This is a genomic window from Tabrizicola sp. BL-A-41-H6 (assembly GCF_050632395.1).
Taxonomy (GTDB): Bacteria; Pseudomonadota; Alphaproteobacteria; order Rhodobacterales; family Rhodobacteraceae; genus JAUYQR01.
This window is the reverse complement of the sequence record NZ_CP192600.1, coordinates 1,717,645-1,734,657: the sequence shown is the minus strand read 5'-3', so window position 1 is coordinate 1,734,657 and position 17,013 is coordinate 1,717,645. Positions and strand designations below refer to the sequence as shown.

Here is a 17,013-nt window from a genome sequence, read left to right as displayed (position 1 = left end):
GGGCAGCTTCACTCGGCCAGCCGTGCCGCCTTGATTAGGATGGTCACGATCAGCCCGGTGCCCAACCAATCGTACTGCATCGATCCGCCCAGCTGCCGTTCGATGGTCTGGCTGATCAGCTTGCTGCCATAACTGTCGCCGTTTCGTGGTGCGACAGCTTCTGGCCCGCCGTGTTCGGTCCAGTCGATCTGGACATCCTCGCCTGCCAGACTGCCCGATATGTCAAGCGTCCCGGTTTCAACCGATAGCGCGCCGTACTTCACCGAGTTCGTGGCAAGCTCGTGCAGAACCAGAGCCAAGTTGGTTGCTGCTGCTTCGCCGATGCCCATGCGGGGCACGGCCACCCGGATGCGTCCGGCGAAGGCGCCGTCGTCGTCATAGGGTGACAGCAGCACTGTCAGCAAATCTCCAAGGAGCGCGGCCTTGCCCTGGTCCCTCGGCAAAGGACGCACCAGATCGTGTGCCCGGCCAAGGGCCATCAACCGTTGAGTTAGCTGCTTGGACATATCCTCGATCGATGTCGAGGACCGCATGGTAATCTTGGTCAGAGCACTTGCGATCGCCAGCAGGTTCTTGACGCGGTGGCTCATTTCTCCGGCCAGCAGTTCATTGCCCTCCTCGGCCTGCTTGCGGTCTGTGATGTCAATGAAAATCCCAGTCATGGCACGCCTGAGGATGCCGACATCGCTGCCCTGTCCACGCGCGGAAATCCAGCGGACGTCTTCTCCGAACAAGGTTCTGAAGTCGATCTCGTAGCTCCCGGTGACGGACCGTGTCGCGGAAAAAGCCTCGCGAACCCGGTTGCGATCTGCCGGATGGATCTTTTCGGAAAGAAGCTCGAACGTCAGGTCTTCCGCTGGGGGAACACCCCAGAGTTCATAGCCGCGAAGGTCCATGGCCAGCCCGTCCGTATCGACGTTCCACTGCCACATGGCCACACCGGCGGCATCGACGGCGCGTCGAAGGTCATCGTGGTTCCACTCAGGGGGGCTGAACTTGCTGGATGACATTCGGAACCTCAGGGAAGATTCCACGCACTGTGGCCTTCTATCGTCGCCTATACCATCAAAACGCGACCTTGCCTGCTGATTGCCGGAATATGGGTCCTGCGTCCACACGCGTGTGCCAGTGCTTTCAAGGCACCGAACAGGGAACCGGGAGCATGCCAGTCGCGAACGTGACAAAGTGCGCGGCTGCCTAATGCAAACCAAACTGCGCCATCAGGTGCCTGCGCATATCTACAAAGCTCGGGTCGCTTCGATCCCTCGGCCTGTGTAGATTCACTTCGATCACACGGGGAACGGCTCCTTTTCCCTTTGGCAGAACCAACACGCGATCCGCCAGGAAGATGGCTTCCTCCAGATCATGGGTGACGAGGATCATCGTTACCTTCTCCTCACGCCAGATCCGGGACAGTTCTTCCTGCATGGTCAACTTGGTCATGGCATCCAGCGCGCCGAGTGGTTCGTCCAAAAGGAGGATTTCCGGCTGAACGGTCAGAGCGCGGGCGATGCCCACCCGTTGTGCCATGCCGCCGGAAAGCTGGCGGGGATAGGCGGACTCGAAGTCGCTAAGCCCCACCAGCCGTATGTAGTAGTGTGCACGAGTCTCGGCTTCGGCAGGTGACAGGCCGCGCACGGTAAGGCCGAAGGACACGTTCCCGAGCACCGTTAGCCAAGGCAGAAGGCGCGGTTCCTGGAAGATGATGGCGCGCTCGGTGCCCAGGCCCTGAACGGGGTAGCCGTCGATCAGCACCTCGCCCTTGTCCGGGGCTTCAAGGCCTGCAAGCACGCGCAGAAGCGTGGTCTTGCCGCAGCCAGAGGGGCCGACGATGGCAAGAGCCTCGCCGCCCCGCACGTCAAGTTGAAGATCGCGCAGCACGTTCAAACGCTGGCCGTTCAGCGTGAAAGATTTGGAGAGGTCACGCACGGTGACCTCTCCGCGGCGGGTTGTTTCAACCACGCTCATGCCCCTGCGCCTTCAGTTGGTGGCCGGGCTGTCGCCCGTCACATAGAGAATGTCCTTGGCAACCAGCTTGCCCGGCTCAACAGTGCCCTGACGTTCCAGAACGTCGATCCAGAACTGGATGTCGCGTTCCACTGGAAGTCCGCCTTCGCGCACGCCATAGCCCGCAAAGAACTTGGCCACGTCGGCGTTTTCATCACGTTCGGCCAAGACGCGGGCGAAGATTGACTTGGTTTCCTCGGGGTTCTCGCGGGCATAGTCCAGCGCCTTCACCGAGCCTTCGACAAAGGCCTTGGCCTCTTCCGGGTGCGCCTCGATCCAGTCGCGGCGCAAGACGACAAAGCCGCCCGCGATCTCGCCCAGAACATCGGTGTCGTCAAACACGGCGCGAAGGCCGCCGTTCTGCAGGGCCGCACCCGTGAAGGTGGTCTGCCAATAGCCGAACGCTGACACATCGACCTGTTTCGAACGCAAGACCTGTTCAAGCTGCGGGCCTGGCACGACGATCAGGTTGGCGCTGTCCTCCGCGAGGCCCTTCTGGTGAAGCGCCTCGCGGACCACATAGTCGAGGTGGGCGCCGAGCGTGTTCACCGCGATGGTCTTGCCGACGATGTCCTCCACCGTCTTGATCGGGCTGTCCTCTAGCACATAGAAGATCGACTGGGCCTCATCGTTGATGCCGTTCGACGGGTAGGCCGCGACAAAGTCATTTCCTGCGGCGATGGAGTTCAGGACGGCGGCGGTGGCGGCTGAGCCAAGCTCGACGCTACCCCCGGCCAAGGCGACCAGTGAGGCAGGCCCACCCTGCGCGTAGCCCACGTTTTCCAGCGTGATGCCGGTGCCGTCGAAGTAACCAAGCTCGGCGGCAAGTTCATGGGCGGAAAGGCCGCCCTGGCTTGCAAGGTAGCGGATGGTCACGTCGGCGAAGGCGGGCGTGAGCGGAAGGGTAAGCGCGGTCGAAAGCGCGAGGGTGCGAAAGAAGGTCATTGGTTTGGTCCTTTGGTTGCGGGGATCATTGGTTCAGATCGGCCCAGCGGCACAGACGCCGCTGAAGCGTGACGAGGACGGCGTTGGCCGAGAGGCCAAGGACGGCAAGGAGAAGGATCGCCGCGAACATCTGCGGGATCTGGAAGTTGTATTGGGCGTTCATCACCTGGAACCCGAGGCCCTTGTTCGCCCCGATCATCTCGGCCGCGATCAGCAGCAGCAGAGCGGTGGTGGCTGACAGGCGAAGGCCCACGAAGATCGAGGGGACACTGGCGGGTAGAACCACGCGGCGGAAGATCGTGGCGCGGGAGGCGCCGAAGGTCGTGGCCATCTCGATCAGCTTTCGGTCGACTTCCTTCACCCCGCCAATGGTGGCCAGAAGGATCGGGAATAGGGTTGCCCAGAAGATCACGAAGACCTTGGAGGCTTCGCCAAGACCGAGAAGCAGGATGAACACCGGGTAAAGCGCCAGTGCTGAGGTCTGGCGGAAGAACTGCAACAGCGGGTCCAGCGCCTCCTCGACGGCGCGGATCTGGCCCATGAAAAGGCCGAGCGGGATGCCGAGGCCCACGGCGGCGGCAAAGGCAAGGCCCGATCGTTGCAGGCTGATCGCGATGTCATCCAGCAGTTTGCCTCCGGCAATCCCCTCCCACGTCGCGGCGAGGATCTTGTCGAGCGGCGGAAAGACGGTCGGGTTGATCCATCCGAATGTGGAGCCGATCTGCCAGACGGCGAGGAACCCGGCAACAAGGCCGTAGCGGCGGAGCACGGATTGCGCGGCTCCAGCCCCCCGGCGCAGGATGGCTGCACCGAGGGGGACTTCGACAGAGGCGACCGGGGAGGAATCGAGGCTCTGGAAGGTCATGGCTCACTCCGCCGCATGGGCTGAACGGCGCTGGGCCGCCCAACGGGTTTCGGGGAACGGAAGGCCCAGGTTTTCGCGCAGGGTGCGGCCTTCGTAAGCGGTGCGGAACAGGCCGCGGCGCTGCAGTTCAGGGATCACCAGATCGACAAAATCGGTCAGACCGGTGGGCAGCCACGGAGGCAGGATGTTGAAGCCGTCCGCGCCTTCGTTGTGGAACCAGTCCTCCAGCACATCGACGATCTGGGCGGGCGTGCCGACGATGGTGAAGTGTCCCCGCGCGCTGGCGACATGCTGGTAGAGTTGGCGGATGGTAAAGCCGTTCTCATCGGCGATCTGTCGGATCAGCGATTGGCGAGACTTCATCCCTTCGGTTGGTTCCACCGCAGGCAGCGGGCCGTCAAGGTCCACTCCGGTCAGGTCCAACGTTCCCCCCGTCAGGCCCCTGATGAGCGCTATGCCGTCTTCCTCCAGGATCAGGCTGGTCAGACGGTCGTATTTCTCCCGGGCTTCGGCTTCAGTCCCGCCGACGAAGGGCGACACGCCGGGCATGATCAGGATGTGGTCGGGGTCGCGCCCCAGACCGCGCGCGCGGGCCTTTACATCGCGATAGAACTCCTGCGCGGTGTCCAGCTTCTGGTGGGCAGTGAAGATCACCTCGGCCGTCGCCGCTGCCAACCCCCGGCCGTCATCCGACTGGCCGGCCTGCACGATCACCGGGTGACCTTGAGCCGAACGGCTGACATTGAGCGGTCCCTTGACCTTGAAGTACTCGCCCTTGTGGTCGGTGTAGTGCACCTTTTCGGGGTCGAAGAACCGGCCCGACTCCTTGTCGCGCAAGAAGGCGTCGTCCTCGAAGCTGTCCCAGAGCTTCTTGACCACATCGACATGCTCGGCAGCCCGTTTGTAGCGGACGGCGTGCGGATGCTGCTGATCGAGGTTGAAGTTGTGCGCGGCGGACTCTGTTGCCGTCGTAACCACGTTCCATCCGGCGCGACCGTCGCTGATCAGATCGAGCGAGGCGAACTTCCGGGCGAGGTTATAGGGTTCCTCATAGGTGGTGGAGGCTGTGGCGATGAAGCCGAGGTTCTTGGTCAGCGGAGCCAAAGCGGAAAACAGCGTGACTGGCTCAAATCCTGCGACCTTCGCGTTGCCGCCTTCGATCCCGCCGCCGAACGCGATGGCAAGGCCGTCGGCAAGGAAATAGGCATCAAAGAGACCACGTTCTGCCTCTTGCGCGAGCTTGACGTGGAAGTCGAAGCTGGTCGCCCCATCGGCGGGGCTGTCAGGGTGGCGCCAGGCTGCGATGTGCTGGCCTCCGCCGGGAAGAAAAGCGCCAAGTCTGATCTTGCGGGTGTTGGGCATTGTTCAGGTCCTTTCGGGCAAGCCGGGATTTGCCCCGCCAAAGGGCGGGTTGCAGGTTGTCTGCAAAGGGTGATTGGATCAGGCGGCGGTGGCGGCGGGCTCGTGCTTTAACCCGGTCGCAAACTGACTGACGGCGCGATCAATGCGTGCCAGAAGCGGCGGTGATGCAGGAACCCCGTCGCTGAAATCTGCGCCGGAAGCATAGACCCCGGTCGGCAGAGTGGCCGCCTCGAAGAAGCCGAACAGTGGGCGAAGTTGATGTTCGATGACCAAGGTATGCTTGTCGCCGCCGCCCGTCGCCGTCAAAAGCACTGGCTTGCCAGCCAGAGCGGCGGGGTCGATCAGATCGAAGAGATGCTTGAAGAGGCCTGTGTAGCTGCCCTTGTAGACCGGGCTGCCCACGACCAGCGCATCCGCCGACAGTATGGCGGCCACGATCGCGCGCGGCAGGCCATCAAGATCGTCCAGCGTCTGCGCGGTGCCAAGGCCGGGCTGCAGATCGGTCAGGTCATAGGTCGTGGCCGCTGCACCCAAGGCGGCTGCCGCTCTCAGTGTAACCAGATCGACTAGCGAGCGGGTTTTCGAAGGGCGGCTGAGACTACCGGCAAAGCCGACAACGCGGAGGGACATGGATGGCTCCAATAAACGATTGATCTTGTCGTGTATATTGGCAGCAGAACGCGGCTTGGGCCATTCCAAAGACAGGAGAATTTTCGGCGGGAAACTGTTTCCTGAACACGGTCAAAGAGAGTTTTGATCCTTTGCGCCCCCTGAGCGGTGACAAGAGCTCGATCATTCGCCGTTCAATTCAGGCTCGCCAATAGCATGACCGAACAGGCGCCAATGCGTTGGAATCACCATCCTATGATTTGAACTCCGCAGCCTGCCGCAGCAGGCTCTTTCACTCTCGCCTCTTGGGCAAAAAAATGTGTGAAGGTCAGAACACCGAAGATTCCGGCAAGCGCTTTCGCCCTATTGCCGACCGGAAGGTCCCGGGGGTGGCCGCTAAGGGGTCTGCCCCCTGAAAAGTGGTCCTCCCTGAGGTATTGCTTACGAGCCATTTGGAGGATGCAGGAATGCCCCAGAAGAAGCACGAGCCGGAGGAGATCGTCGCAAAGCTGCGGCAGGTCGACGTGTTGGTGTCGCAAGGCCATTCGGTTTCCGAAGCCGTGCGCTCGATCGGCGTGACGCAGTTCACCTACTATCGGTGGCGCAAGGAGTTCGGCGGGTTGAAGAATGACCAGGTGAAGCGGCTGAAGGAGCTCGAGAAGGATCGAGCCATTGAGGCGCCATTGGTTCGAGCCCAATGGCGAGGGAGCGTCTCCGGAAGGCGGTCTCCGACCTGACGCTCGAGAAGCTCATACTGCGGGAGGCCGCATCGGGAACCGAAGGTCCGCGTAGCGAAACTTCTGAGCCCCGCCCGTCGCCGTGCTTGCATCGAGCATGTCAGGCAGAAGTTCCGGATCTCGGATCGGTTCGCCTGTCGTGTCCTCGGGCAGTATCGCTCGACAAAGCGGAAGATGCCGCAGGGCCGGGCCGACGAGGAGGCTCTCACCGCGGACATCATCGCGCTCGCCAGCCAGTTTGGTCGCTACGGCTACCGCCGGATCACGGCTCTTCTACGCGAGGCGGGCTGGGCGGTGAATGTGAAGCGGGTCGAGCGGATCTGGCGGCGGGAGGGGCTGAAGGTGCCTGCAAAACAACCGAAGAAGGGCCGGCTCTGGCTGAATGATGGGTCCTGCATCCGTCTCCGGCCAGAGCGTCCGAACCACGTCTGGTCTTACGACTTCGTTGAAAGCCGAACCCACGATGGAAGGAAGTTCCGCATGCTCAACCTCATCGACGAGTTCACCCGGGAGTGCCTGGCAATCCGGATCGACAGGAGGCTCCGATCGACCGACGTCATCGACGTCTTGTCCGATCTCTTCATCCTGCGCGGCGTGCCGGATCACATACGGTCCGACAACGGCCCGGAGTTCATTGCCAAAGCTGTAAGGGACTGGACGCCGCCGTCGGCGCAAAGACCGCCTGCATCGAGCCTGGCAGCCCCTGGGAGAACGGCACCTGCGAGAGCTTCAACTCGAAACTCCGAGACGAGCTGCTCAACGGGGAGATCTTCTACAGCCTCGCCGAGGCACGGATCGTCATCGAGTCTTGGCGCCGCCACTACAACACAAAGCGCCCGCACTCATCACTGGGTATCGCCCGCCAGCTCCCGAGGTCATCCAATGGCCGGCTTCGCCATCCGGAGCCGCTCCGCCGGCCACCCCGGCCGTAGCGCCAAGACCCGTCATGCACTAAGACTGTAACCGGACCACTCGATCGGGGCAGGCCAGGTGGGCGTCGCAACTTGCCTCGTTTTGTTGACCTATTGTTGACCCGCGGTTTGGAACGCAAAAAGCCGCCCGGAAGGCGGCTCGTAACTTCTTGATATGTTTGTTATATTTTGGTTGCGGGGACGCGCAACCGCCGTAGCTTACCCTCTCCATTTTGCCTCGTATGAACCAACTGCTATTGCCAGCACAGCTTCGAACGCGTTTTCCAAAACCCTGTTCCGTGCGCAGGCTTGGTCGCCAGGTCTCTACACCGAAAGCAGCAGGATCTTGGGGGAGCGGTCCTGTCAGGCAAAATCAGCCCTTCGCGTCTTCTGGCCTCTTCCGATGACGTGAACTGCCCAAAGCGGCCATTCAACCAAGACCGGGGGTAATGCCGCCGGCCACTGCGGGGTCAGGCCTAGCCAGCGGCGAGGCGTCCCTTCAGTTTTGGCGCTGCGAAATCCAGGAAGGCGCGCAGCTTCAGCGGCAAGGTGCCTTGGCCATCATAGACGAGGCTGACGGGCATCGCTGCGGGCTCAAACGGCTCGAGGATCGTTCTCAGCAGGTTCGAGTTCTTCGCTGCGGCGGCCTGATAGGACAGGACACGCGTCACTCCAAGCCCGGCGACCGCTGCGTCGATGGCCGCCTCGGCCGTAGTGACGGCAAGGCGCGAACGGATCGCCACAACCTTGTCAGTCCCCTGTTCCGAAAAGGTCCAGCGGTCGGGGTTGCCGAGCCCAGTGAAGGTGACGCAAGCGTGATGCGCAAGATCCTCGGGGGCAAACGGGGTGCCATGTATCGCAAGGTAGTCCGGGCTCGCGCAGACCACTCGGCGCACAGCGGAAACTCTGACCGCCTTGAGGCTGCTGTCAGGCAAGGTGCCGATGCGGACGGCAAGGTCCACATGGTCGTCCTGAAGGTGCAGCATCCGGTCTGCGAGCATCAGCCGGATGTCGATGTCCGGATAGGCGCGCAGGAACTCCGTCACCACCGGAAGGACATGCAGACGCCCGAAAACCACGGGCGCAGTGACAGTCAACTCCCCCCGCACCGCAGTGAACGCACCAGAGGCGGCCGCCTCGGCCTCAGCAACCTGGGCAAGGATGCGCTTGCAAGCCTCGACATAGGACTTCCCGGCATCGGTCAGCGCGACGCTGCGGTTCGAACGTTGCAGCAGGCGCGCACCCAGATGACTTTCAAGATCGGCGACCTTCCGGCTGACGGTCGTCAGCGGCACGCCCAGCTTCCGACCTGCAGCCGAGAGGTTACCCTCTTGGACTACGGCCATCAGGACAGTCATCGCGTTGAAGCGGTCCATGGTCCAGCCTTCCGAATTATGGGAACAAGTCTTCCGACATTGCTGAATACCAATGGAAAATGAAAGAACTTATCTCCCTGTCACCGGGCCGCGACGGCCCGACCCAGACAGGAGACCCACATGACCCGCATCGCAACCCCCGCCACGATCGACGCCGCCCCTGCCGAGGCAAAGCCGCTGCTCGAGGCTGTCAGCAAGCAACTCGGCTCGGTTCCCAACCTGTTCCGCGTCGTGGCCAACAGCCCATCGGCCCTGGAAGGGTACCTCGGCCTGTCCAGCGCCTTGAGCAAGGGCACCCTGCCGGCTGCCACGCGCGAGCGGATCGCCCTCGCGGTGGCAGAAATCAACGGTTGCAGCTATTGCCTCGCCGCCCACACCTTCTTGGGCAAGAAATTCGCCAAGCTGGACGAGGCGGAGATCCTCGCCAACCGCAACGGCCATTCGGGCGATCCCAAGGCCGATGCCGCCGTGCAATTTGCAGCGGCCGTCACCACAGCGCGCGGCCATGTCAGCGATCACGACCTGCGGGCCGTGAAACTGGCTGGCTATGACGACGCCCAGGTGGTCGAGATCGTCCTGCATGTCGCGCTGAACACCCTGACCAACTACGTCAACGAAGTGGCCAAAACGGAGGTTGATTTCCCCGCCGTGAGCGCGCTTGCCGCCTAACGTCACCACCCCACCCCTTTGCGCCGCCCCTCATGGGCGGCGCCAACACTCCCGGAGGTGCCATGTCCCGCCCGCCTTTCCCGCCCTTCACCGCCGAGACCGCTGCGCAGAAGGCCCGCATGGCCGAGGACGCCTGGAACTCGCGCGATCCCGCCCGCGTGGCGCTGGCGTATACGCCGGACAGCCAATGGCGAAACCGGTCAGACTTCCTGAGGGGCCGCGCGACAATCGAGGCCTTCCTGACCCGCAAATGGGCAAAGGAACTGGACTACCGGCTGATAAAGGAAGTCTGGGCCTTCCACGGAGCCCGCATCGCCGTGCGCTTTGCCTATGAATGGCACGACGCCTCGGGCCAATGGATCCGCAGCTATGGCAACGAAAACTGGGAGTTTGATGCAGAAGGCCTGATGGCGCGCCGCCATGCCTCGATCAACGATCTGGCCATCGCCGAAGCTGACCGTAAGTTCCGTTGGCCCTTGGACAAGCGGCCCGAGGATCATCCCGGCCTGAACGACCTGGGGCTCTGATATGACCCCGTCCAGCGACATCGCCTTCACGCAAACGGTAAAGGCAATCCAAAGCCGCAAAGGGTCTCGCGCGGCCTATGCAAAGCAGGAAGCATCAGGCGGCTGGCAGACCCGGATCAGCGCGGAACTCGGCACGTTCATCGCGGCGCAGACCAGTGTCTTTCTGGCAACCGCTAGCGCCGACGGCCAGCCTTATATACAGCATCGCGGCGGGCCGGCGGGGTTTCTCAAAGTCCTCGACGACCGGACAATAGGTTTCGTGGACTTTGCGGGCAACCGGCAGTTCATCACCACTGGCAACCTGGGCGAGAATGCCAAGGCCTACCTGTTCCTGATCGACTACGCGCACCGCCAGCGTATCAAGATCTGGGGCACAGCGCGGGTGGTCGAGGGGGATGCCGAGCTGACCGCGCGCCTGATGCCCGAGGATTACAGGGCGCGCGCTGAACAGGTGATCCTGTTTTCAGTCGCGGCCTGGGATGCCAACTGCCCCCAGCACATTCCCCAACGGTTCGAGGCTGTGGATGTTGCCACGGCCCTTGCGAAGAAGGACGCCGAGATCGCCGATCTGAAAGCGAAGATGGAGATGCTCAGATCCAGGCTTGGGCAGACCGAACCAGAAATGCGCAACCCGCGCTGCAAGTGACGGGTTTCCGCCCTTAGTGTTTGTCTCGCTTAGACCGACGCAAGCGGGCGGGATGTGGCCGTTCGCTGCAGTAAGCATCAAGGGCAGGTTCAGGAGTGAGGGTGCCACCATGACTGACGCAATCCGCTGGTTCCTGACCCTTGTAGACGCGGCTAAAAATTTGGAGGCTTCGAGTAAATACTACAACGAGGAACGGCCACACGGCGCGACCGGCAACAAGGTCCCGATCACGCTGACGAAAACAGGGGGAGTCACCAGCCCGTCGCCCTGAGCCAAGCCGGAAAACTCGGCCTCCGTGCGGTCCAAGGTTGGGGACGGATCAGTTGACCGCCGGGCTCCGATCGTGGCTGGATGCAAGACCCGTGGCAGGTCAAAGAGCCCCCCAAGACATCCCAAGATCAGGTCCATCCATGTGCGCAGACCCATGTAGCCACCTCGATACAATCGCTTGGAACGCATCAGGGTTGCCTCTGCGACCGAGCTTCATTCCGCAGGCCAAAGGTTCCGGCCGACAAGACGGGGCCGTGGTCGAGCCCCAGAAGACCGTCAAGCGACAGCCGCCCCGGCCCCCGTGCGATCAGGGCCAGAAAGGTTGCACCCCAAAGGCCATGCGTGACCCACGCATCCGGATAGACGAATAGCTGGATCACCGCCGTCATGATCAGAAGGCCAAGGGCGGCAAACCGTGTGAACAGGCCAAGGATCAGCAGGAGCGGCAGAACATGCTCTGCCGCCGTCGCCAGAACCGCCGCAAGATCGGACGGGATCAGCGGCAGGGCAAACTCTTCCTTGAACAGGAACCAGGTGGAGTCCTTGATCGTGAACAGCCCCTCAACCTTGGTTCGCCCCGACAGCCAAAAGACCATCGCAGGAAAGATCCGCAAGGCGACGGCCACAATGTCATGCGGGATCTGGTCGAACAGGTTGTTCAGTCGGCGGATCATGGGGTTCATGGGATGTCCTGCGGCAAGGTGATGACGCCCGCCTGCATCAGACGGACCAGTATGGTCTGTGGGTCGTGGTCCGCCTCGGTCAGGGCGGCGCGTTCGGCTGCGGCCATTAGTGTCTGGCCGTCCTGCAGTGCGGAAATCAGTTCGGCGTCGCCAGCCCCGAGGACGGCAACAGGCACCTCAAATCTTGCATCCCGCAGGATCAGTGCGATTTCGGGGCCGTCGGCCGACACGACGTTCGTTTTTGTCCCCGGTTGGTTGGCCGCCCAGATGCTGACGGCAGGATGGGAAGAAGGCAAAACCTGAACCGACGGGTGCAACCCCAGCCGTGCCGTGCCTGGGTCTGATGCAGCCGCGATAAGCCGGTCGGGCGCGATCGGGCTGGCGTCGCCGGCGTGGTAGGCCCAGCCGCGCGCCACTTCGATCCGGGCAACATCGGCCATGTAAGGATAGGCGGCCAGAGGCGGGAAGTCCGCCAGAAAGCCCGGGAAGGTGTCGCCCCATTCCAGCAGGACCGGAGATTTTGGGCGATGCGCCTCCAGATAGATCTGACCCATGGCGCGAAAGAATTCAGGGCCCACAAGACGTTCGATCACCGGAAACCGCCGCGACAGCGCAGCGGCCAGGCCGGCAGAAACGTTGTTGCGGTAGACGGCAAAGCGGCGGGCGGCCTCATCCGGCACTTGCGCCGTCACGCTGGGCGGCAGGGCGCCGTCGATCAGAGCCGCGGTAAAGGCCGACACCAGTTCAGGATGCGCGGGCAAGGGAGGCCTCCGACAACTGGTCCAGCAGAGTCTGCGCCCGCATAGCTTCGGCCATCAGGTCCGGCCAGGGGGGCACATCGTTGTCCCATTCGATCAGGGTGGGCACAGGCCCGGTCCGCGCCAGTACAGCGGCATAGAGCGCCCAGACCGGATCGGCGACCGGAGTTCCATGCGCGTCGATCAGAAGGGGCCCCGAGGGAAGCTCCTCCTCGGCGTGGCCGCCCAGGTGAATCTCGCCCACTGCTTCGATCGGGAATGCAGCCAGATAAGCCAGCGGGTTGGTGCGGTGGTTGGTGGCGGTCACGAAGACGTTGTTCACGTCAAGCAGCAGCCCGCAGCCGGTGCGGCGGACCACATCGGCCAGAAATTCAGTCTCTGGGATCGTGGACTGATCGAACAGCACGTAGGTCGAGGGGTTTTCGAGAAGCATCCGCCGCCCCAGAACATCCTGAACCCGCGCGACGTGGCGGCAGACCTGGGCAAGCGTTTCCTCGGTATAGGGCAGCGGCAGCAGGTCGTTCAGATAGTCGCCACCATGGCTTGACCAAGCCAGGTGTTCGGAAAAGCTGTCTGGCTGATATCGGTCGCACAGCGCCTTCAGCTTGGAAAGGTGATCGCCGTCAAGCGCATCCGCGCCGCCGATGGACAACCCGACACCATGAAGCGACAGCGCATGGTCGTGGCGCAGCTGGCCCAGCTGGTGATGTGGCAGACCACCCGCGCCCATGTAGTTTTCGGCATGCACCTCGAAAAACCCCACGCAGGGCGCAGAGGCGCGGATCTGGTCGAAATGCTCTGGCTTGAAGCCGACACCGGCAGAGGCGGGAAGGGGCATGAGACGCGATCCTTGCAAGGTGAGGGGTCTGGGCGGGGTGTGATACCCCGCCCAGAAGCTGGTTCACGCGGGGATGTCGCGCTCAAGCGCCTCAAGGCTGCCCATGCGGTCCTCGGGCAGTTCCATCGTGACGCAGGTGCCGACCGGGACCAGCTTCCAGGCGTTGCCCTGATAATCGACCTTCGATGTGCCGGCGCAGGTTGTGCCGGCGCCGGCGGCGCAATCGTTCTGGCCGGCCATGGCCACGCCAAAGCACTTTTCCATCTCGCCCTCGGCATGGGCAGCGGTCATCGCCATCGTGGACAGCGCGCAGGCCAGGGTAGCCCCAAGCGTCAGGCTTGATTTCATAGTCGTCATGTCATGCTCCATGTTGAACAAGGGATCCCGCTTATCGGGTCCGCAACTGCCAGTTCGCCGCCGCCAGGCGGTTGTTACAGCGTTCACGAAACAGTGTTGCCTGGCGCAACTTGGAGCAAATCCTGCTAGCGGTGTAACAAACGGCCGCGGTGTGCGAACTGGCATTGGAACGATGATGGAGAAACCGGATGACTGGGCCAGGCTGCTGTCGGCGGCAAACCTTGGCGATAGCGCAGCCTACGCAGCTTTCCTGCGTGCTTGCGCACCGGTCGTGCGCGGGATCGTCCGGGCGCGGGTCGGAGGTCTGGACCCGCAATCGCGCGAGGACATCGTGCAGGACGTGATGCTGGCCATCCATCTGAAGCGCAGCACCTGGAGCGAGGACCGCCCGCTTCGCCCCTGGCTCTATGCGATAACGCGCCACAAGATCATCGACGCGCTGCGCCGCCGCGGCAGGGATGCCGTACTGCCAATGGATGACAGCGCCGAGAACATTCCAGCCGAAACGCCTCAGGACCCGTTCGAGACAAGCGATATGGAGCGCACGATTGCCCGTCTCGATGATCGCTCGCAAGGTATCCTGCGCGCGATCGCGGTGGAGGGTGTCAGCTTGGCAGACATCAGTACGCGGATCGGGATTTCGGATGGCGCCTTGCGGGTTGCGCTGCACCGCGCCCTGCGAAAGCTGGCGGCGCTTCGGACAGGAGACTCAGAATGAAGACCGACGATCTGATTGATCTTCTGGCGGCCGATCCGGTCCCGGCACGGCCCCTCGGCCCGGCGCTGATGACAGCGTGGCTTGGTGCTGTCCTTTTCTCAAGTGCGGCCTATCTGTCGGTGGCAGGTATCAGGCCTGATCTTGGGGCAGCTCTTGTCGACCCGGTCACGATCTGGAAATGGCTGATACCAACCCTGATGGCGACCGGCGGGATCGCCCTCGCGCGTGTGCTATCGCGCCCCGATGGCCGGGCCGGATGGTTGCCGGTCATCTTGGTGCTAGCCTGCGGACTCGCGGGGTGGCTGATCGCCAACCGCCTTCTGACTTTGCCAGTCGAGGAATGGGGCCCGGCGTTTCGGGGCGGCACGCTGCTGATTTGCCTAGGGTCGGTCTTTGCCATCGGCCTTCCCGGCCTTGTCGCGACGCTTCTCGTCCTGCGGCGCGGCGCCACCTTGCGCCCCCGCCTTGCAGGGCTGGGCGCAGGTCTGGCCTGTGGCGGCGCGGCAGCCACGCTTTACGCCCTGCACTGCACAGAGGACGACCCCCTGTTCTTTGTCACTTGGTATGGCACAGCGATCTTTGCCCTTGGCGCATTGGGCACCGTTGCAGGGCCAAGAGCATTGCATTGGTGAGCCAGATGGAGCGGCTAGCTTTCATGCGAGCTCTTCTGGCGGCTTGCTTTCTTTGCACAACGTTCCAGTCAGGGTGGGCACAAACGGTCGCCTCAGAAGCTGACGTACTGGCACGATCTGCACGCTATGGAGAGCCAACCGACCGGTATCCACATGGCATCCTCGGCCGCATCGCCGGGTGGGGCACTCTCGACGTCGTCGTGTCAGCCTGCGCCGGTTGCGCGGACGAACGCGTCAGACTCCGACTGCCCGAAAACCGCGTCTTCGAAGACATCAAACCCCGGCTGTGGGACGTGACCGGCGATGGCAAGCCTGAAGTTGTTGTCGTGGAATCCGACCAGGAGAAAGGCGCGCGGCTTGTGGTTCTCACTGCAGTGGTTCGTGATGGCAGGGCGTCGATCGAAGAGATTGCCGCCACCGATTTCCTTGGTACCAGGTTCCGCTGGCTTGCGCCGGTCGCCGCTGCAGATTTCGACGGCGACGGCAGGATCGAGATCGCCTATGTGGAAACTCCGCATCGAGACAAAGTGCTACGCCTCGTCAGGGTCATCGATGGAAACCTGATCCTGGTCGCCAGCCTGTCGGGCGTCACCGCGCATCGCATCGGTCAGGAACAGATCGAAGGGAAACTGCGACTTTGCGCCGGTGTGCCAGAGCTCGTTCTGCTGTCAGCCGATTACACCAGGGTCATCGGCCTGATCTTCAGCAGGGATGCGTTCAAGCAGCTCGACCTCGGACCCGCGCGAATCGCTCGCCTGCCGAGAAACGCGGCATCTTGCTGAACGTCATTCATATTCCTTTGGGGTGGCCTGCCTCGATCGAGTGGTCCGGTTACAGTCTTAGTGCATGGTCGGCCTGAACCTGCCCGCTGGACAAGCGTCTTTCGCCGTGAGCGGCATCCATGGTCGAACAAAATGCCGGAACTGGGCGGATCAGTGATTGGTCAAGCGCGAGGCAGCTTGCTGCTATCTGTTTGACCTTGGCCTGCTCGGGTAGGCAAACTACCGTCAGCACAGATAGACCCACAAGAAACACTCGTGACCCGTCGATCAACAGCGTCCGAGGTGTTTACTAATCATGATCCATCATTCAGCCAGCCAAAGTCTCGGTAGTCGGCATCGACATGCGGTCACAAGTCGGCGTGTCGGCCCGGATGTTCGCGGCGCTGGCCGCCGAGAACGTGAACACCAAGGTCATCACGACCTCCGAGATCAAGACCTCCGCCCTGATCGACAGCAAGTACATGGAGCTTGCCGTCCAGGCGCTCCACGGCACTTTCGAGTTGGAGCGGGCCTTGGGTGGCCCGCTGCCCGGGTTTTCCTGCCGCCGTCAGCCCATTGGCGGCTTGTAGGCTCCGGTGGCCTTGCCCGCCATCGTCATCGCGGCCATCGCGTCCGCTGACGTCATCAGCTTGACGGTCGATGACTTCGACACCGTCCCGGACGAGCCGACCGCCGCCGCCCCCGCCATCATCATCTTGTCGTCCGGCCCTTCGATCAGGCAGATGACATCCCATTCCCCGAAGGCAAAGAACATGTGATGCAGCTTGCCACCCAAAGCCTCGATCAGCTTGCGCGCTGCGGCCTCGCGGTCGCTTGGACTTGCGACCATCGCCTTGATCGCTTCTTTCGAATAGGCCAGTTGATAAAGATAGAACGCCATGTCGTATCCTCCCATTTGCTTGCAGCAAGGTTGTTGAACTTCGTCTGCTTCCGCTTAGGCCGACATTCCCCGAGTAGCATGCCGTCTCACCTCAAGGTCGCCTAATCCTGCCTGCTGAACAAGTGTCTTTCGCCCCGAGCGTCTTCCGTGGTCGCGCAAAAACTTGGAACTGGGCGGATCAATCCGCGACCCCGCGGCATCCTGCCCCGCAGCGACGTTTTTCAGCGCGTCGGCCGGACCTGTCCTGCGGCTTTGGTTCAGTTTTGGCCTGGATCGCGGTCAAACGCATAGCGGTGGCACTCGAAGGCGGCGGACGGCAACACGGATGGGCGATTGCTCAATCCCCACCGACAGGCGCAAATGACCACGGGGCTCCGGTCGTGGCTGGATGAAAGACCAGTGGTAGGTCAATCCCCATGTCGCACCCGTTTTGCACGGAGG

The 17,013-nt window shown here is 62.5% G+C and carries 19 protein-coding genes and 2 pseudogenes; 9 read left to right on the top strand and 12 right to left on the bottom strand.

What is annotated here, in order from left to right; all coding sequences use genetic code 11:
• Positions 1-8 precede the first annotated feature (8 nt).
• The 6 genes from ACROUL_RS08635 to msuE all read right to left on the bottom strand — a co-directional run bounded on the left by ACROUL_RS08635 (position 9) and on the right by msuE (position 5,809).
• Positions 9-1,034, bottom strand: a complete 1,026-nt coding sequence (locus ACROUL_RS08635; protein ID WP_431299095.1) for a sensor histidine kinase — start codon at positions 1,032-1,034, stop codon at positions 9-11.
• Positions 1,035-1,197: 163 nt separating this feature from the next.
• Positions 1,198-1,968, bottom strand: coding sequence for an ABC transporter ATP-binding protein (locus tag ACROUL_RS08630; RefSeq protein WP_431299094.1), 771 nt, complete (start codon positions 1,966-1,968; stop codon positions 1,198-1,200).
• A gap of 12 nt (positions 1,969-1,980) precedes the next feature.
• The gene (locus ACROUL_RS08625) at positions 1,981-2,952 is read right to left on the bottom strand and encodes an ABC transporter substrate-binding protein (protein WP_431299093.1); all 972 of its coding nucleotides are present in this window, start codon (positions 2,950-2,952) and stop codon (positions 1,981-1,983) included.
• A gap of 25 nt (positions 2,953-2,977) precedes the next feature.
• Entirely contained in the window at positions 2,978-3,817 is an 840-nt protein-coding gene (locus ACROUL_RS08620) for an ABC transporter permease (RefSeq protein ID WP_431299092.1), read from the bottom strand.
• Positions 3,818-3,820: 3 nt separating this feature from the next.
• Positions 3,821-5,179, bottom strand: coding sequence for an LLM class flavin-dependent oxidoreductase (locus ACROUL_RS08615; protein WP_431299091.1), 1,359 nt, complete (start codon positions 5,177-5,179; stop codon positions 3,821-3,823).
• 78 nt (positions 5,180-5,257) lie between these two features.
• On the bottom strand, positions 5,258-5,809 hold the full coding sequence (gene msuE, locus ACROUL_RS08610) for an FMN reductase (RefSeq protein WP_431299090.1): 552 nt from the start codon (positions 5,807-5,809) through the stop codon (positions 5,258-5,260).
• 446 nt (positions 5,810-6,255) lie between these two features.
• On the opposite strand from msuE, the pseudogene ACROUL_RS08605 reads away from it, so the two are divergent.
• Positions 6,256-7,480: pseudogene (locus tag ACROUL_RS08605) on the top strand (IS3 family transposase).
• Between the two features lie 432 nt (positions 7,481-7,912).
• On the opposite strand, the gene ACROUL_RS08600 reads toward ACROUL_RS08605, so the two are convergent.
• A complete protein-coding gene (locus tag ACROUL_RS08600) occupies positions 7,913-8,812 on the bottom strand; it encodes a LysR family transcriptional regulator (RefSeq protein WP_431299089.1) in 900 nt (299 codons plus the stop codon).
• Between the two features lie 120 nt (positions 8,813-8,932).
• On the opposite strand from ACROUL_RS08600, the gene ACROUL_RS08595 reads away from it, so the two are divergent.
• From ACROUL_RS08595 to ACROUL_RS08580, 4 genes are all read left to right on the top strand, one after another.
• On the top strand, positions 8,933-9,481 hold the full coding sequence (locus ACROUL_RS08595) for a carboxymuconolactone decarboxylase family protein (RefSeq protein ID WP_431299088.1): 549 nt from the start codon (positions 8,933-8,935) through the stop codon (positions 9,479-9,481).
• Between the two features lie 62 nt (positions 9,482-9,543).
• Positions 9,544-10,008, top strand: coding sequence for a DUF1348 family protein (locus ACROUL_RS08590; protein ID WP_431299087.1), 465 nt, complete (start codon positions 9,544-9,546; stop codon positions 10,006-10,008).
• A 1-nt stretch (position 10,009) separates the two neighbouring features.
• Positions 10,010-10,654 carry a pyridoxamine 5'-phosphate oxidase family protein gene (locus ACROUL_RS08585; protein ID WP_431299086.1) on the top strand — a complete coding sequence of 215 codons (645 nt, stop codon included), beginning with the start codon at positions 10,010-10,012 and terminating at the stop codon, positions 10,652-10,654.
• A 52-nt stretch (positions 10,655-10,706) separates the two neighbouring features.
• Entirely contained in the window at positions 10,707-10,925 is a 219-nt protein-coding gene (locus tag ACROUL_RS08580; protein ID WP_431299085.1) for an integrase core domain-containing protein, read from the top strand.
• A 187-nt stretch (positions 10,926-11,112) separates the two neighbouring features.
• On the opposite strand, the gene ACROUL_RS08575 is transcribed toward ACROUL_RS08580, so the two are convergent.
• From ACROUL_RS08575 to ACROUL_RS08560, 4 genes are all read right to left on the bottom strand, one after another.
• Entirely contained in the window at positions 11,113-11,607 is a 495-nt protein-coding gene (locus ACROUL_RS08575) for a DoxX family protein (RefSeq protein ID WP_431299084.1), read from the bottom strand.
• A complete protein-coding gene (locus ACROUL_RS08570) occupies positions 11,604-12,368 on the bottom strand; it encodes a DNA-binding domain-containing protein (RefSeq protein ID WP_431299083.1) in 765 nt (254 codons plus the stop codon). The genes ACROUL_RS08575 and ACROUL_RS08570 overlap by 4 nt, the downstream gene beginning before the upstream one ends.
• Complete coding sequence (gene bufB / locus ACROUL_RS08565) at positions 12,352-13,203, bottom strand: MNIO family bufferin maturase (RefSeq protein ID WP_431299082.1); 852 nt, start codon at positions 13,201-13,203, stop codon at positions 12,352-12,354. Before bufB ends, ACROUL_RS08570 begins: the two co-directional genes overlap by 17 nt.
• Positions 13,204-13,266: 63 nt before the next feature.
• Positions 13,267-13,560 carry a BufA1 family periplasmic bufferin-type metallophore gene (locus ACROUL_RS08560; protein ID WP_431299081.1) on the bottom strand — a complete coding sequence of 98 codons (294 nt, stop codon included), beginning with the start codon at positions 13,558-13,560 and terminating at the stop codon, positions 13,267-13,269.
• Positions 13,561-13,732: 172 nt separating this feature from the next.
• On the opposite strand from ACROUL_RS08560, the gene ACROUL_RS08555 reads away from it, so the two are divergent.
• From ACROUL_RS08555 to ACROUL_RS08540, 4 genes and pseudogenes are all read left to right on the top strand, one after another.
• Positions 13,733-14,278, top strand: a complete 546-nt coding sequence (locus ACROUL_RS08555) for a sigma-70 family RNA polymerase sigma factor (RefSeq protein ID WP_431299080.1) — start codon at positions 13,733-13,735, stop codon at positions 14,276-14,278.
• Positions 14,275-14,910, top strand: a complete 636-nt coding sequence (locus tag ACROUL_RS08550) for an NrsF family protein (protein ID WP_431299079.1) — start codon at positions 14,275-14,277, stop codon at positions 14,908-14,910. The genes ACROUL_RS08555 and ACROUL_RS08550 overlap by 4 nt, the downstream gene beginning before the upstream one ends.
• A 5-nt stretch (positions 14,911-14,915) precedes the next feature.
• On the top strand, positions 14,916-15,692 hold the full coding sequence (locus ACROUL_RS08545; RefSeq protein ID WP_431301266.1) for an FG-GAP repeat domain-containing protein: 777 nt from the start codon (positions 14,916-14,918) through the stop codon (positions 15,690-15,692).
• A 314-nt stretch (positions 15,693-16,006) separates the two neighbouring features.
• Positions 16,007-16,261, top strand: a pseudogene (locus ACROUL_RS08540) (ACT domain-containing protein); the annotation flags it as partial.
• On the opposite strand, the gene ACROUL_RS08535 reads toward ACROUL_RS08540, so the two are convergent.
• Complete coding sequence (locus ACROUL_RS08535; RefSeq protein WP_431299078.1) at positions 16,240-16,572, bottom strand: GYD domain-containing protein; 333 nt, start codon at positions 16,570-16,572, stop codon at positions 16,240-16,242. The pseudogene ACROUL_RS08540 and the gene ACROUL_RS08535 sit on opposite strands and share 22 nt — an antisense overlap.
• Positions 16,573-17,013 lie beyond the last annotated feature (441 nt).

Coding starts and splice junctions, on each gene's coding strand:
- ACROUL_RS08625 (WP_431299093.1), bottom strand. CDS start 2,952: ATGACCTTCTTTCGCACCCTCGCGCTTTCGACCGCGCTTACCCTTCCG.
- ACROUL_RS08535 (WP_431299078.1), bottom strand. CDS start 16,572: ATGGCGTTCTATCTTTATCAACTGGCCTATTCGAAAGAAGCGATCAAG.
- ACROUL_RS08580 (WP_431299085.1), top strand. CDS start 10,707: ATGTGGCCGTTCGCTGCAGTAAGCATCAAGGGCAGGTTCAGGAGTGAG.
- ACROUL_RS08545 (WP_431301266.1), top strand. CDS start 14,916: ATGGAGCGGCTAGCTTTCATGCGAGCTCTTCTGGCGGCTTGCTTTCTT.
- msuE (WP_431299090.1), bottom strand. CDS start 5,809: ATGTCCCTCCGCGTTGTCGGCTTTGCCGGTAGTCTCAGCCGCCCTTCG.
- ACROUL_RS08555 (WP_431299080.1), top strand. CDS start 13,733: ATGATGGAGAAACCGGATGACTGGGCCAGGCTGCTGTCGGCGGCAAAC.
- ACROUL_RS08595 (WP_431299088.1), top strand. CDS start 8,933: ATGACCCGCATCGCAACCCCCGCCACGATCGACGCCGCCCCTGCCGAG.
- ACROUL_RS08575 (WP_431299084.1), bottom strand. CDS start 11,607: ATGAACCCCATGATCCGCCGACTGAACAACCTGTTCGACCAGATCCCG.
- ACROUL_RS08630 (WP_431299094.1), bottom strand. CDS start 1,968: ATGAGCGTGGTTGAAACAACCCGCCGCGGAGAGGTCACCGTGCGTGAC.
- ACROUL_RS08620 (WP_431299092.1), bottom strand. CDS start 3,817: ATGACCTTCCAGAGCCTCGATTCCTCCCCGGTCGCCTCTGTCGAAGTC.
- ACROUL_RS08560 (WP_431299081.1), bottom strand. CDS start 13,560: ATGACGACTATGAAATCAAGCCTGACGCTTGGGGCTACCCTGGCCTGC.
- bufB (WP_431299082.1), bottom strand. CDS start 13,203: ATGCCCCTTCCCGCCTCTGCCGGTGTCGGCTTCAAGCCAGAGCATTTC.
- ACROUL_RS08590 (WP_431299087.1), top strand. CDS start 9,544: ATGTCCCGCCCGCCTTTCCCGCCCTTCACCGCCGAGACCGCTGCGCAG.
- ACROUL_RS08550 (WP_431299079.1), top strand. CDS start 14,275: ATGAAGACCGACGATCTGATTGATCTTCTGGCGGCCGATCCGGTCCCG.
- ACROUL_RS08585 (WP_431299086.1), top strand. CDS start 10,010: ATGACCCCGTCCAGCGACATCGCCTTCACGCAAACGGTAAAGGCAATC.
- ACROUL_RS08600 (WP_431299089.1), bottom strand. CDS start 8,812: ATGGACCGCTTCAACGCGATGACTGTCCTGATGGCCGTAGTCCAAGAG.
- ACROUL_RS08615 (WP_431299091.1), bottom strand. CDS start 5,179: ATGCCCAACACCCGCAAGATCAGACTTGGCGCTTTTCTTCCCGGCGGA.